Origin of the sequence: Marinobacter salexigens, from assembly GCF_002806945.1 — a bacterium.
In the GTDB taxonomy this organism is placed as follows: domain Bacteria; phylum Pseudomonadota; class Gammaproteobacteria; order Pseudomonadales; family Oleiphilaceae; genus Marinobacter; species Marinobacter salexigens.
The window spans coordinates 71,716-87,081 of sequence record NZ_NIHC01000007.1 but is presented as its reverse complement, the minus strand read 5'-3'; the positions used below and the strand labels follow the sequence as shown (position 1 = coordinate 87,081).

General features: G+C 54.3%; 13 protein-coding genes. 1 reads left to right on the top strand and 12 read right to left on the bottom strand.

The genetic code is table 11. From position 1 onward, the window contains the following. Positions 1-13: 13 nt before the first annotated feature. Positions 14-1,432, bottom strand: coding sequence for a 3-isopropylmalate dehydratase large subunit (gene leuC / locus CDH47_RS14150; protein WP_100640553.1), 1,419 nt, complete (start codon positions 1,430-1,432; stop codon positions 14-16). Positions 1,433-1,608: 176 nt separating this feature from the next. Between leuC and CDH47_RS14145 the strand changes: the two genes are divergently transcribed. Next, positions 1,609-2,487 (top strand): LysR family transcriptional regulator, encoded by an 879-nt coding sequence (locus CDH47_RS14145; RefSeq protein ID WP_100640552.1) that lies wholly within the window; start codon positions 1,609-1,611, stop codon positions 2,485-2,487. Here the strand turns inward: CDH47_RS14145 and CDH47_RS14140 are convergent. The 11 genes from CDH47_RS14140 to CDH47_RS14090 form a co-directional block, all read right to left on the bottom strand. Further along, positions 2,475-3,623, bottom strand: coding sequence for an MFS transporter (locus CDH47_RS14140; RefSeq protein WP_100640551.1), 1,149 nt, complete (start codon positions 3,621-3,623; stop codon positions 2,475-2,477). The genes CDH47_RS14145 and CDH47_RS14140 overlap by 13 nt on opposite strands. A 297-nt stretch (positions 3,624-3,920) precedes the next feature. Further along, on the bottom strand, positions 3,921-4,934 hold the full coding sequence (locus tag CDH47_RS14135; RefSeq protein WP_100640550.1) for a PEP-CTERM sorting domain-containing protein: 1,014 nt from the start codon (positions 4,932-4,934) through the stop codon (positions 3,921-3,923). A 545-nt stretch (positions 4,935-5,479) separates the two neighbouring features. Then, the gene (gene aroC / locus CDH47_RS14130; protein ID WP_100640549.1) at positions 5,480-6,574 is read right to left on the bottom strand and encodes a chorismate synthase; all 1,095 of its coding nucleotides are present in this window, start codon (positions 6,572-6,574) and stop codon (positions 5,480-5,482) included. A gap of 37 nt (positions 6,575-6,611) precedes the next feature. Beyond that, positions 6,612-7,514: a 50S ribosomal protein L3 N(5)-glutamine methyltransferase gene (gene prmB, locus CDH47_RS14125; protein WP_100640548.1), complete on the bottom strand. Its 903-nt coding sequence runs from the start codon at positions 7,512-7,514 to the stop codon at positions 6,612-6,614. A gap of 93 nt (positions 7,515-7,607) precedes the next feature. Next, positions 7,608-8,705: a patatin-like phospholipase family protein gene (locus CDH47_RS14120; protein WP_239985818.1), complete on the bottom strand. Its 1,098-nt coding sequence runs from the start codon at positions 8,703-8,705 to the stop codon at positions 7,608-7,610. A 72-nt stretch (positions 8,706-8,777) separates the two neighbouring features. Further along, positions 8,778-9,614 (bottom strand): DUF4892 domain-containing protein, encoded by an 837-nt coding sequence (locus CDH47_RS14115; RefSeq protein WP_239985816.1) that lies wholly within the window; start codon positions 9,612-9,614, stop codon positions 8,778-8,780. A 70-nt stretch (positions 9,615-9,684) separates the two neighbouring features. Next, on the bottom strand, positions 9,685-10,602 hold the full coding sequence (locus tag CDH47_RS14110) for an alpha/beta fold hydrolase (RefSeq protein WP_100640727.1): 918 nt from the start codon (positions 10,600-10,602) through the stop codon (positions 9,685-9,687). Positions 10,603-10,616: 14 nt separating this feature from the next. After that, complete coding sequence (locus tag CDH47_RS14105; RefSeq protein ID WP_100640546.1) at positions 10,617-10,967, bottom strand: PilZ domain-containing protein; 351 nt, start codon at positions 10,965-10,967, stop codon at positions 10,617-10,619. Between the two features lie 115 nt (positions 10,968-11,082). Next, the gene (locus CDH47_RS14100; protein WP_100640726.1) at positions 11,083-12,111 is read right to left on the bottom strand and encodes a DNA polymerase III subunit delta'; all 1,029 of its coding nucleotides are present in this window, start codon (positions 12,109-12,111) and stop codon (positions 11,083-11,085) included. Then, on the bottom strand, positions 12,104-14,221 hold the full coding sequence (locus CDH47_RS14095; protein ID WP_100640545.1) for a transglutaminase TgpA family protein: 2,118 nt from the start codon (positions 14,219-14,221) through the stop codon (positions 12,104-12,106). Before CDH47_RS14095 ends, CDH47_RS14100 begins: the two co-directional genes overlap by 8 nt. Then, positions 14,218-15,255, bottom strand: coding sequence for a DUF58 domain-containing protein (locus CDH47_RS14090; RefSeq protein ID WP_100640544.1), 1,038 nt, complete (start codon positions 15,253-15,255; stop codon positions 14,218-14,220). Before CDH47_RS14090 ends, CDH47_RS14095 begins: the two co-directional genes overlap by 4 nt. Between the last annotated feature and the right edge of the window lie 111 nt (positions 15,256-15,366).

Sequence of the window (15,366 nt, the reverse complement as noted above, 5' to 3'; positions counted from 1 at the left end):
TCTCTCCTGTGGCTCAGTTCAGTAATTCGCGAACATCAACGAAATGACCGGCGATTGCGGCAGCGGCTGCCATCGCGGGGCTCACCAAATGAGTACGCCCGCCAAATCCCTGTCGGCCTTCAAAGTTACGGTTGGATGTTGAGGCACAATGCTCGCCCTGCCCCAGCTTGTCTGCGTTCATAGCCAGACACATGGAGCAACCCGGGTCGCGCCACTCCAGGCCCGCATCCAGGAAAATGCGATCCAGGCCTTCCTCTTCGGCCTGGGCCTTTACCAAACCGGAGCCCGGCACAACCATCGCCTGCATGAGGCTATCCGCTACCTTGCGGCCTTTCACCACCGCGGCAGCTTCGCGCAAGTCCTCAATACGGCTGTTGGTGCAGGAGCCAATAAACACCCGGTCAAGCTTGATATCGGTAATCGCCTGATTTGGCTGCAACCCCATATATTTCAACGCACGTTCAATACCTTCGCGCTTGATAGGGTCTTCTTCCTGGGCAGGATCCGGCACATTACCCGTAACGTCTGCCACCATTTCCGGCGAGGTTCCCCAGCTCACTTGCGGCATAATCTCTGAGCCGTCCAGCTCCACAACCTTGTCGAACTCCGCATCCAGATCACTGTGCAGCGTGCGCCAGTATTTTACCGCAGCATCCCAATTCTCACCGGTCGGCGAAAAAGGACGACCTTTCACATAGTCGATGGTGGTGCCATCAACAGCCACCATGCCCACCCTGGCACCGGCTTCAATGGCCATGTTGCAGACGGTCATACGGCCTTCCATACTCATATTCTGGAGTACTTCACCACCAAACTCGATGGCGTGACCAGTGCCGCCAGCCGTACCGATTTTACCAATGATCGCCAGCACCACATCCTTGGCTGTAACGCCTGTGCCAAGCTTGCCGTTTACCTTCACCAGCATGTTCTTCATCTTCTGCTGAACCAGGCACTGGGTAGCCAGCACGTGCTCAACTTCAGATGTGCCTATACCGTGAGCAAGGCAACCGAAGGCACCATGGGTAGAGGTGTGAGAGTCGCCGCATACGATGGTCATGCCCGGCAAGGTAGCGCCTTGTTCAGGCCCGATGACATGCACAATGCCCTGACGCTGATCCATGATCTTGAATTCAAGAATACCGAACTCATCGCAGTTCTTGCCCAGGGTTTCCACCTGAATACGGGAAACCGGATCAACAATACCCTCAATCCCTTTCGCGCGATCCGTAGTCGGTACGTTGTGATCTGGCGTTGCAAGGTTGGCGTCGATGCGCCAAGGCTTGCGATTGGCCAAGCGCAGCCCTTCAAAGGCCTGAGGTGATGTCACCTCGTGCAATAACTGGCGATCAATGTAAATCAGCGCAGAACCATCTTCCCGCTGCTTGACCAAATGGTCGTCCCACAACTTGTCGTATAACGTCTTGCCCGCCATGATTCTCTCTCACTCTCTGGAGGTACAGTGATTAATGCTGTCTATTAAAAGACACTTGCAATATGGACCCATCATACCGCCCAGCCTCAGATAACCGCAATTCATGTTTTTCATCCTTCGCATTCCTATCGGTTATGATATAGCCTTTCAGACAAAGCACTGCAGGAACACAAACCGTGGACTCAAACGCACTCAAAGCCTTCCTGACCATCGTCGATCAAGGCTCCTTTTCAGAAGCTGCTGAACAATTGCACCTCACCCAGCCGGCGATCAGCAAACGCCTCGCGGCATTGGAAAATCAACTCGACACCACCCTGATCGACCGCAGCCACCGGCAAATCCGCCTGACCGACTCCGGAAGCCGACTTCTTCCCCATGCGCGCAAAATCCTCGATGAGATTCACAATGCGCGCATTTCCTTATCGCCCGACTCAGGCTCGCTAGAGGGTGAACTGCAGATTATTGCCAGCCATCACATCGGCCTCCACCACCTGCCAAAATGGCTACGACGATTCAAGCGCGAATATCCGCAGGTAACCATAAACCTGCAGTTTATGGAATCCGATGCGGCATACGAACAAATGCGTAAACGCAACGCCGAGTTGGCATTCGTCACCCTCAGCGACAGCATGCTTCCGAACTTCAGGGTTTTTGCCCAATGGCCCGACCCCATGGCTTTTGTTGCGGGGGCCGACCACCCATTGGCAACACTCAAAAAGCCAACGCTCGCCGATCTGGCACAGCACCCAGCCCTGCTCCCCGACACCTCTACCTCCACCTATCGCACCGTGAGCCGTTTGTTTCTGGAAAAAAACCTCCCCCTGCACCCACTAATGCCCACCAACTACCTGGAAACCCTGAAAATGATGACCAGCGTTGGCTTGGGCTGGAGCGTACTACCACTGCGCATGGTTGACGAAAGCCTGAAAGTGCTTGGGGTAAAGCAGCCGGTGACACGGGTTTTGGGAGGTATAGGCCTGACCGACAGGCAACCAGGTAACGCCGCAAAGGCGTTGCTCTGCATTGTTCAACAGGAAGAGGATCACCCGGAATGAGGCTCCGGCGGAGCCTTCAGCCCCCGCACCGTTATAACGATGGCAATTGCCATAGCGACAGCACCTCCCCAAAAAGCTACGGACGTACTGAATCCTTCTACCAGAAAACCTGATAGCCAGGCTCCCAGTGCGCCACCTGCCCCGAACGTCAGCCCACTATAGAGCGCCTGCCCCTGGCCATGATGATGCTTACCAAAAAAACCCTGCACATATTGCACAGAAACCGCATGGAGCGCGGCATAAGAGGCCGCGTGCAAAAGCTGGGCGAACAGCAACACTGGCAGTACATCCGTCAGCTCGGCAATCAACACCCAGCGAAGCATGGTAAGCAGCAGAGAGCCGATCACAATCTGCCGTACTGTGAAGAGTCGGGATAATCGGTGCATCACCACAAACAGCGCAATTTCCGAAATCACCCCCAGGGACCAAAGCAGGCCAATCGCAAGATTACCGTACCCGTGCTGCTCCAGATGAATACTGAAAAACGTGTAGTAGGCGCCATGGGACACCTGCAGCAGAAAATTCATAAGAAAAAACGCGACCACAGCCGGGTGCGTTACAATCGCCCGCAGACTGCCCTTTGGTGCAGGCGGCTTCCGCTCCCCTCGCTCTGCCGGCAAAAGAAAAACCGACACCACAATGCCCAGAAATACCGGCACAAGCAGCCAGGGCAACCACTGAATCGACACCCACTCCAGAATCAGCCCAACGCCGGCAACTGCACCAATAAACCCAACCGAACCCCAGAGTCGCACCCTGCCGTATCTATCCCGACGATCCCCCAGTGATCTAAGCGTAATCACCTCATACAACGGAAGAATCGCGTTCCAGAAAAAGGTGAACGCCAGCATCACCAGAAGCAGCCCGTAAAAACCGGGTTCCAGAAACACCCCGGCAAAAAACAACGAGCCGGTAATCGCACCCAGGCGAACAAGCCGAACCCTCTGGCCCGCCTTATCCCCCAGATGCCCCCAAAGGCTTGGTGCCACGATTTTTGTAAGCTGAATGGTTGCCATCAACGTGGCAATTTGAAGATAAGAAAACCCCTGATCCTGAAGGTACAAAGACCAATAAGGCAAAAGCCCGCCCAGGAGGGCGAAAAACCAGAAGTAGAGGTTAGAAAGGCGCCAATAGATATCCCATCTCCTTGAAGTTCAAGACGACGACTGCGAGCGCAGGCCGGCACCTGAGCAATGTCGAAAACGCACTGTAAGCCATTGTTCAGGAGAAAGGCGGATAAGTTGCGAGCCATTGCACATTGCAGAGGGCTCATTCACTTTAATGAGGAAGCCATCACTATTACTTGGCTTCTTGAGCGCGCTGGCAATGTATCTGATTTAGGGCTACCCCAACCATACTCAGCGCTGTGAGCACTGACACCTCTAGGGCGACCCGTAAGATACAGTATTACCGCATAATTTTAATAACGACAGTCAACAAAGCTGTTTGCGGCGCATACCCCACAAACTGATCATGCCAAGCACCAAAAGAGCGGGCGTTGAGGGCTCTGGAACAGGGACTGACTGCGCTTCAACACCCCCTAACCCCCAAAAAGACTCATACAGGCTGTCTCCAAAATCTACCGAAAAGTAAGAGAGATCTACAAAACCCGATGTATAGTTCTCAAAAGAGGCTATTGGTGTAAAACTCCCGCCGGAGCCAAGGGCATCAAGCGACAAGATGGTGTCATCACCAACTATGTCGGTACGCAACCAGTTTGACCAATCATCAAGAGTGCCGCAGCCAGAAGTGCAACCTAACTCGCTCATGAAACTCAAATCATAAAAGTCATCACTTGAGAAATCGGTAATGATGCTCATTATGCTCGATGTGCCATAAGAGGTGCCAGTAAAGGCGTCCCTACCCGCGCCCCCCGTCAGGATATTGGTACCTGGCCCGCTTATGAGAAGATCATCGCCCCCACCCCCGAAAACTGTGTCATCACCGAAACCAGCGTCCACTATGTCATTGCCTTCCCCCCCATCCAGGAAGTCGTTATCGTCGTTGCCGCGAATCGTATCGTTAAAATCACCACCAAAAATCACATCGTTACCTGTCGACCCAATAAGCGTGACCCCAGTATTTGTGCCCGAAACATCGAGTATATCGTCACCGCTCCCGGCCAGAATAACTTCAACATTAACTACGCTGCCGCTTTGCAGGTAGTCACTTTTATTACTCATATTTAAATAATCGATTCCTCCAAGCCCATCGTAACTGCTGCTGTTAACTCGAAATTCACCGCTCCGCGAAACAGCAACGCCACTGGGGCTTGTCAGATTGATATTCGTATTCTCCAAAGTGCCCAGGAATGAAATAAAATCAGTACCGCTTCCGGCAGCAAAAATGTTTGGAGCAAAGAGGATGCTACTGACTGCAAACAGGACTTGACCAAGTTTGTGCTTGGTAGAATTGGCCTCGAAAACACTGCGCTTGAATATAGACATGATATTCCCTCGTCATAACTTAGCTTCACAGGTTCTCAACGGATCGCAAAGGCCCGCTAAGGTTATGCCTTTATGCTGAAAAATGCTTCAGATAGACAACTAAATCGAGGCAGTTTTTATGCCAGTTATTGGAATCGAAACCCATACGGTTTAAACCAATGCAATACCAAAGAGTTGCAAAGTAGCGATTTCTCCTTCAAATACCTCGCCACACTTAACAGCAAGTTACCTGTAAAATTTTCCGACATAATTGAACACTCGCAAGCAACATGTTAACGGCGGCAGCCTGGCAATTCAGCGGGGTCGCGGTTAGGCACCGCACAAAAAGAAGAGAGAAATCAGAGCAAGAGGCCGCAGTGACCCCCAATCCGCATGCCTTGATCGAATGAATTCGACCAAACTAAGAGCGGCGGTGATTCAGCCAGGTGAGGCTAGTCAAAAATCTGGAGCGCCAGGGACGGCGCGACGAAGCCCTACATGGATGTATTTACGGGCGTTTTTTGACTAGCCTCACCTGGCTGAATCGCTCCACCAAGTTGCAGAAATCAGAGCTGCCCAATAACCGGCGTTTCAACAGCAACACCCCCATTTTGACCACGATGGCGCAAGTAGTGATCCATCAACACAATGGCCATCATCGCCTCCGCAATCGGCGTCGCGCGAATGCCTACACAGGGGTCGTGCCGCCCAGTGGTAATAACCTCCACCGGATTACCATGCACATCAATACTGCGCCCCGGCAAACGCAAACTTGAGGTCGGCTTCAGCGCAATGCTGGCAAGAATCGGCTGCCCGGAAGAAATCCCCCCAAGTACACCGCCAGCCTCATTGGACAAAAATCCTTCCGGTGTGATTTCATCCCGGTGCTCAGTGCCTTTTTGAGTGATACACCCAAAACCTGCACCTATTTCAACGCCCTTCACCGCATTGATACTCATCAGCGCATGGGCCAAATCCGCATCCAAACGATCAAACACCGGCTCACCCAATCCGGGAGGTACACCCTCGGCTACCACATTAATGCGCGCGCCAATGGAATCTCCCTCCTTACGAAGGGCATCCATATAAGCTTCCATCTCCGGAACCTTATCGGCATCGGGACAGAAAAACGGGTTTTGATGTACCTGATCCCAATCAAGCTTCTCCGCACGCACCGGCCCAAGCTCAGACAAGTACCCGCGAATGCGGATACCAAGGCGTTCTTGCAGAAACTTCCGAGCCACAGCACCGGCTGCAACCCGCATAGCCGTTTCGCGAGCTGATGAACGGCCACCACCACGATAATCCCGAATGCCGTATTTATGGGCATAGGTGTAATCGGCGTGTGCCGGGCGGAACTGCTCAGAAATCCTGGAGTAGTCTTTTGAGCGCTGATCTGTGTTCTCGATAATCAGCCCAATCGGCGTACCCGTGGTTTTGCCTTCGAATACACCAGACAGAATGCGAACCTCATCCGCCTCACGGCGCTGGGTTGTATGCCGAGAGGTGCCTGGCTTACGACGATCCAGATCCGCTTGCATATCAGCTTCTGACAGCTCCAAGCCAGGAGGGCAGCCATCGATAATGCAGCCCAACGCAGCCCCGTGACTTTCACCGAAGGTGGTAACGCTAAAGAGTTTTCCGAAAGAATTTCCTGACATAATTCAATATCTTGTTAGGGTATTTGAATAATTTGGTTTAAGACTTGCTCTGCCATTGGCGAAGGTCTTGCTCTGTAATCGCAAAAACACCATCGCCACCATTACTGAACTCAAGCCAGGTAAACGGGAGCTCCGGGTAGGCTTCATCCAGTGCTACCCAGCTGTTCCCCACCTCGACAATCAACAGGCCGCCGGGCGTAAGATAATCGGCCGCTTCGGCAATAATCCGGTGAGCGATATCCAACCCGTCGTTTCCAGCGGCGAGCCCCAGCACAGGCTCATGATGGAACTCGTCGGGCATATCTCCCATATCTTCCGCATCAACATAGGGTGGATTGCTGACAATGATATCGTACTGCCCGCTGATGTTCGCGAACACATCCGACTGCACAGTACGCACCCGGCCTTGCAGTTCGTGAAGCTCTATATTGGATTCGGCAACCGCTAAAGCGTCTGGCGATATATCAGACAAATCCACTGCAGCCTCTTCAAACACCGTGGCCGCGCCTATGCCAATGCAACCGCTTCCGGTGCAAAGATCAAGAATCCGCTCAACCGGCTTGTCTCCCAGCCAGGGTTGGAACCCGTTTTCGATTAACTCACCAATGGGAGAACGCGGAACCAGAACGCGCTCATCCACATGGAAAGGCATCCCCATAAACCAGGCTTCGCCCAGCAAGTATGCCAAGGGAATACGCTCATCAATTCTTCGGCGAATTCGCTCGAGTACAAGCTTACGCTCATCGCGAGTCAGCCGGGCGTCAAGAAACAGCGTGTTGTTTTCCAATGGAAGGTGCAAGCTGCGCATCACCAGTTGTACAGCTTCATCCCACACATTATCTGTGCCGTGGCCAAAAAAAACCGGGGCAGCAGCAAACTGAGAGGACGCGTAACGAAGGTAATCGCGAACGGTGTGAAGGTCTTCAATCGGGCTGGTCACGAACGCTGTTTCCTGTAATGTCAGATTCACTGCGGATTATACGCTGTTTCAATGCTCAGCTGCAGCCACCGCACTGGGCTTTGCTCCATGGATTCAAACGGCCAGTGGGCCGCAACTGCTCCGGTTTTCCTCAAACAGATCCAAAGCTGCGGCCATGCGCTCACGGCCCAGCTGAATCAACTCCGGAGCCTTATGGTAGTCATAGGTTCGGCCGGCGTTCTTGGGGACGTTAACAAGCAAATCAGGCGGGTAACCCGCAAGCTTGTATTGCACCAGCGCACTTTGCATGGTTTCGATGGTCAGGTTCATAACATCAAACTTGCCGATTCCCAGCTTGTCCCAATTGATGGTTTCGTGCTCTTCCTGAAACTTTTTCTCGTTCTGCTTGAGGCGCTCTCTTTCCACTTGCCTGGAAATCCGCTCCTCCGTGCTTTGGCTCTCACTCGTGTGCGACTTTCCAACACCCAGGGATCTGAGTGAATTCCAGTCCAGCCAGCGGGAGGCTTTATCCCGGAAGGTGTCCACCAACTCTTCTGAGTCACCCTCCCCGGCATCACCCTGATAACCACTAAACGCAGCATCGGGAATTCGCTGGCGGCGATCATCTTCACCACTGAGGTTCACAGCCACAACAAGATCGGCGTGGGCTGAAATAGTCGGCATGATGGGCAGTGGATTCAATAAGGCGCCATCTACCAGCACACGGCCATCAAGCACCAAGGGCGTAACAACGCTTGGGATGGCAACGGATGCCCGGATAGCTCTATCCAACGGGCCTTCCTGAAACCAGATTTCCTTATGTGCCAGCAAATCAGTCGCCACAGCCGTATAGTGCAGCGGCAAATTCTCTATGCGGGTATCCCCCAGCATTTCCCGTACGATTGAAAAAATCTTCTCTCCGCGAATTGCGCCAACAGAGTTGAAGGTCAGGTCCAGTAACTTGAGCACATCAAACTGGCCAAGACCAGTTACCCAGTCTTTGTAGTCCTGCATCTTGCCAGCGGCGTACATTCCACCCACCAGGGCACCCATAGAGCAGCCAGAGATAGCCACAATGTTGTAGCCGCGCTCCGCCAGAATCTCGATGGCGCCAATATGGGCGTAGCCACGGGCGCCACCACTACCAAGAGTCAGGGCAACGGTTTGGCGCTTAGGCTTCGGGGGATTGTTTGCAGTGTCGGTTTTTGACACAGTCGTGGGCTCATCTGCGCTGTCGGCAACTTTGGACACAGGATGTTCTGACACCTTACTACCTCGTTTCGGTTACCGGGTTATAACCATCACTTCCACCCGGTCACCCTGGCGGGCAGGATCAGTGATAGCCACAGACGGACCCACAATGATCAGTTCCTGCTGCTGCCTGGGCACACCGGTTTTGGCCAGCACTTCAGACAGAGATTCCGCCGCCTTGCGGGCGCGATCCATGGAGGCACTGAACGATTCGTTTTCATCAAGGGCAGAATAACCCACAAGCACCACTTTGGCGCCTTCGGTGCGGGCCAGCTCACTGACCTTGCGGCGATCTGTAGACTGCCAGTTAAAGCGGTAGGTAACGCCACCCTGCCAGGGCACAATCACCGGCCCTTCAATCCGGCCATTCGCCGATCCAAGGCCAGGTACAGAGGCGCCTGCTGCGACCTTCAGATGCTCAACCCACACGTACTCCCTGAGATTACCGCGGGTCACTGTGTACATAGACGTTAACCAGCGGGTTCCGTCATCTGCGGTTGTTCCTGCCACCAGATAATCCTGGGTGCCGTCACGGCCATAAAGCACCGCCTGATTAAATATCTGGTTTGCCCACACGTTACTGCGCCCACAGCGAATCCCGGAGCATTCAAACAGAATTTGCGCACCACGGGCATTCAGCACTCCAAGGTAGTGTTCCCGGGCTTCTTGACGGCTGGCATCCCTATAAATCTGGTAAAGGCGACCTTCCCCTGAAACCGGCAGCCGGGCCATGCTTTCAGAGCGAATCTCGTTGTTAACCTCACGCACAGGGCTAAAAAGCACAAGATGCCCAGAAGATTCGATCCGGGTAGTTGTTTCAAGTGTTGATTGTGGAAAAGGCTCAGGTGCAGTCTCTGGCACCGCAGCCATGGCAAACCCGGAGGCTGCCGCCAGAATCACAGAAACGAACGCGCTGAATACTGAAGGCTTTGGCAAGGTATCACTCTTTTTCAAGAAAATGTCTGACAGCATCGGCAACCGGACGGGTATCCCCATCAAGGTGACAATGGTGCCCTCCCGGCACATCGACCGTTTGTAAATCCGGTATTGCAGCCGCACGGTTATCCAGCCCTTTACGTTTGGCTAACAACCCTTCCCGGGCGCGCACAAACAGAGCAGGCGCCATAACAAGGCCCAAAGAAGCAACAACCTGCTCCTCTGTCATCAGTAAGGGGCTCGGGTGCCTTAAACGCGCATCTGTACGCCAGGCGTAGCCCTCACCTTCGGCTCTCAAGTTACGGGAGCTCAGCGCCAGTGCCGCTTCGTGACTCAAGGGGCTGAACCCGCCTTCGCGAACTTTTGCGGCGGCAACTATATCCGGGTAAACCGCAGGGCGGCCTGAGCCGGCAATTCGCTTTTTGATGGATTTGCGTAGCTGTGGAATTGTCTCACCGGCAGATTGGCTGAGCGCACCCAGGCTATCAATCATGACCAGTTTGTGAATTCTTTCAGGAAACGCGGCCGCATAGAGTGCGCCCACGATGCCACCCAGAGAGTGGCCAACTATGTCCACTTTCTCTACTCCACTGAAATGAACCTCAATGAGTTCGGCAAGGTCCGCCACGTAATCCATCAGTTGATAACTCTGCCCCGGCGGACGATGGCCGGAATGCCCATGCCCCGCCATATCCACTGCATACAGCGAAGACAGTCTTGCCAGATCCGGCGCTATGCGGGAAAACGTAAGGCTGTTGTCCAGCCAGCCATGGAGCATGATTATCGGTGGGCTACCAGCTTCAGAAATATCCGCGGCGGGCCAGTTGAGACCGGCGAGGGTAATATGCTGCAGTGGCCACACCACCTCTTGAACTCCGGCCATATCTTGCTGGGCGTCCGACAATAGAGCTTCATTGTTCATCTGTGAAATCGGCATCACATTGTATGGGTTGGGCGGTCGGAGCTCAGTGAGCCAGCGAGATAGGACTCTATCTTGTTTTTTGCACTTTCATCGTCACCGGTAAACTGTACACCTATGCCGGCTGCCCGGTTACCCTGAGCACCTTTGGGCGTAATCCAGATAACTTTACCCGCAACAGGTAGTTTCTCTGGCTCATCCATCAGGTTGAGCAACAAAAACACTTCATCACCAAGTTGGTACTGCTTCTGGGTAGGAATGAATAGCCCACCCTGGCGAATGTATGGCATGTAGGCGGCGTATAAAACCGCTTTATCTTTGATCGTCAGGGTGAGAATGCCGCTGCGCGCACCAAATCCGGGCCCCATATCTGACACCTTCTGAAAATGATTGTTTAAAGGTTCAACCAAACGTACGGGAGAAAAACCTGTGTTAGCTCTTGATAACTGCCGATGATAGCAGGTGTTCTGGCGAAAAGCGCAATCAGGACGCTCGCCGTTTTCGGGGCATAAGGCCGCGCCAGGCGATCAGTAGCCTAGTGGCTTCCAGTTCCGGGTTGACGTTATAAACACCTGCCGATCGGGCTTCACGAACCAGATCAAGCAACTCGTGGGCACGCCAGGCTGGGTTATTAGTGGCCAGAAACCCGAGCATTTCCCCCGCCTCGTGGTCGTTTGCTTTGCCCCCGGCACTCAGCCGAGCCAGATCGGCAGCCCAGCCTTCAAATAACCACAGTAAATCCTCCAGGCCTAGTGCCTTGAAGGCTTTTGCGGCTTCAGCCACCGCAACCTGGCCGCGCATGAACTGGCGAAACTTATCGAAGGCTTCATCCCGCAATGCCGGAAACTCACCCGTAGCGTATTCCAGAGCAAGGCGCGGCGCATTGCCCGCCAGCATCAGAGACTTGGCCATAAGCTCAGCGGTGGGCTGCTTTTCACCCTCGATTTCAGCCAGTTTACCGGCAAGCCACTGATCCGCCTGCTCTGCAGAAGGCACCGGGATAGACAAAACCTGGCATCGAGAACGAATAGTCGGCAACACCGGCCGCCCACTTTCCTGCAGGAGAATAAGCACAAAATCCGCAACCGGCTCTTCCAACGTCTTGAGCAGAGCGTTGGCAGAGTTGATATTAAGCTGGTCCGCCCGATCCACCACAGCAATCTTGCGGCCAGCCACTTGCGGAGAAGACACCGCGAAGGTGGAAAGCGAGCGTATCTGCTCGATTCTGATCATCCGGGACTTTTCCGGTGAAAACACCCGAACATCCGGATGGCTCGAAGCTGCAAGCAGCTGACACTGGCGACACTGGCCACAGGCAATCGCACCCGAGCCGTTATTTAACGGCGACGCACACAACAGCAAACCTGAAACGGCGTCTGCCCAAGCCCTCTTACCCACGCCGCATTCACCGGTAACCAGCAACGCATGGGGCAGCCTGCCCTCAGCAAGGCGGTTTTGAATCGTCTGCCAGGGCTTCTGAAGCCAGGGCATTTCAAGGGCAATATCAGTCACTGTGCTTTCCTGAATGGGCATTGAAGCCTGATGTTCCGGGTTGCTGTTTGCCAGCTCTTCGAAGCTGTCGTTTCATGGTACTCAATAGTCTACGAAGGCGCTTTAACTCATCGTCGCTATTTTGCGCACCCTCTCCAGCCCTGGATGGCGCTTTATAGTAATGGCTGTTAACCATTCGGGCAAAAAGCCGTGCCGAATCTGCAACCCCAGGCTCTGCACCTGCGAGCCTTGAGGCCAAAGCCGTCGGGGTTTCACCACTTCGCACCGGCACCCCCGCGCGATCACATAGTTGGTACCAGGCTGCCAACACTCGCCCATAGGGATCGCGGCGTGCACCTCTGCGTATCTGCAACGCGGATATAAGGCCGGCAACTAACAGTCCGACACCAACAATACCCGCGGTGAGATAGCCCAGCTCCTTCATGCCAAACCCGCCAGGCAAGCGGGACATAAGATCAAGCTGGCTTTGGCCCTGATAGCCAACCACCCAGCGCTGCCATTGATAGTTGATACGATCAAGCTGCTGGCTTACCCATCGTATAGCGGTAACATTCCCATACCGCTGTGCAGAGGCCCAACTATTCTCAAGGAAAGACCCTTCCTCAGCCACAGCCTCGCGCAAGCCAGATTCGATCCTGCTAGGGGCAATAGCGGCCGTAGGATCAATGCGAATCCATCCCCGCCCTTCAATCCAGGCCTCAACCCAGGCATGAGCATCGTATTGGCGAATGACCAGGTACTCATTACCCGCTCCACTTTCGCCGCCCTGATACCCCACCACAACCCGTGCAGGAATGCCGGCCGAACGCAGCACAAACGTTGCAGCACCGGCGTAATGGGCGCAGAAGCCGCGCATTTCATCAAACAGCAAGCTGTCTATGCCATCATTTGGCATTCTGGGTGGGCGCAGGGTGTAGAAATACGGCTGCTCCCGGAACCGGTTCAGCAGAGTGCGAACCACTCCCATATCGTCAGAAGACTGTCGCAGCTCTTCCGCCAGTGCCCGCGCCCTGGGGTTTCCCGATGCCGGCAACTGCAGGTACCGGCGGGCTTCGTTGGCTTTCAGGGATTGGCTCACCTGCCCTGCACTATCTCCCAGCGCCAACCTGTAGCGAACCGCACTGTCTGCCGGCCGGCGGAAACGGAAAAGATCGTCCTCTTCTTTTACTACGTTATCTGAAACCGCCAATGAGTTTTCCAGGGCAAAGGCCCAACGCTGATCCGTTGGTTCCATTAGTACATCGTATTCCCGGGGCTGCAACTCGCCAACGCCGCCATCCACATTAACCCGCCCGGGCCGGCGATAGGGCTCGTAGCCACTCTGGCGCCAGGTACCCTTATCGAGGGTGTCCAGTATCAAGCCGCGCCAGTACCTGTCCCGGTGTTCTGGCATAGGGCCGCCGAAGGTAACCCTGAAAGCCCGTTCGCTGCTTTGGGCAAGGCTGGAAATATCACCCGGCCGCATCGTATCGCTAATGCCGCTACGAGCCTGGCCAGATACCAAAGGCACGCTCCACAGAGGCTCCATGCGCGGAAAAAACACAAACAACAGCACCACAATGGGCAGCACTTTGAGGAGCATCACACCCAACCTGCGCCAACCTGCCTTGATGCCCCCGGGAAGCTCCGGTGCATTAAGCACCTGCAGCCCAATCAGCAACAAGGCTATGGCGCCTACATTCACTAGCGCCCAATGAATTTCCTGGTGAAACAGAAAGTTCACCGTAGCCAGGTACACCAGGATATAAAACAGCACATAGAAATCCCGGGCCGTGCGAGTTTCAAGCCACTTCAAACCCACCGTCAGAACAAAAAACGAAGCGGCTGTATCGACAGTAAAGCTTCCTCGCACCTGCACCAGGTAAACCGCAATCAGCGCCAGCATTATCCCGGTACGCAGTAACCGACCAGGCAAACGCACACGGCCCTGCTGGGCCAACCAGCGCCATCCTGCCAATACAATGCACACCAGAATAAGCCACACCGGCAGGCGATCTGTTTGGGGTGTAAGCAATAACCCAAAACTTGCAATCAACCAGAGCAAGGCCCGAGATGGCAGGTTGTCACTGTGCTTTTCAGGCTCCGCGTGGGATCGGCGTGAAAACCTCATGTCCGGGCTCCTGAAACCACGGTGTTAGCCTTGAGGTTATCTGTGCCCTTCCGCGAGCCATGAGCTGTTGCTGTGGCGTCCCTTGGTTTCTCTTCGCCCCAAACCGCCAAGGCCCTGAGGCAGCGGTTTGCATGGGTCGAGCCGGCATCTGGCTCTATCACCTGCCCGGGCAAATTCAGGCCGAAGCGCGTGCCAGCTTTACTGCGCTCAATCACGAGCCAGGAAAGATAGCTGAGCCGCAGTTCATGGTCGGTGCCTGAAAACGCATTAAAATCCAGCCAGTGTGGGCTGCCTTTATCTGCTTCCCAATCCGCAACTACCATCTGCCCGCTCCGGGCAAAGCGTTTCCACATCACTCGCTGGCTCATATCGCCCTCACGCCAGGGCCTGAGCTCTGCATGGTCATTCCCTTCAGGCGAGCGGGAGCTTGCGGTTTGGTCACCGTCATCAACTGTACTCACCACATCAGGCGCAGCGATGGGCCTGGGGAACACCACAGCCGCTGAAACTGGCCTCATCCAGGACCAGGCTTTGAGCAAACCGAAGGGGAACCGGGTTTCGATTCGAATACTGTCCGGGCGCAAATAACCCCTGAAAACCGACGCAACAGGCAAAGCCACATCTACCGACTGTCCTGCCGGCACATGGCCCAAGCGAACCCAGGTATCGTCTTCAGACAAGGTAATGGCGATAGCGTCGTCCTTACCAGCGGCAGCCCGCAAACGGAACTGAATATCATCACCAGCAAACCCCTCACCCGCCTGAACCAACGTGAGCTGAAGACCTGAAAGGTTTCGGTGGGTTTGATGCATAGCCCCCACGAACACCGCACCGAGCAAAAAAGTGATCAGATAAATAAGGCTATTCTGATAGTTAATGCCGGTAAGCAGCATGATCAGCAACAGCATGCCAAACACCGATCCGGCAGCCGTAGGCAAAATGAATAGGTTCTTCTGAGTAAGCAAATGCACATCAGAGCGCGGAATGCGGCGGTTGATCCAACGCTGCCAGCGGCTGCGGATTAGTCTGTTCATTATGCCTCGGAGGCCGGTGAATTATAAAAGTTCAACACATCAGGAATTCAGCACCATGTTAACCCGCTTCGGAAGGCTTTTATAACTCACAAGCAATTCAAGGATTCCTAT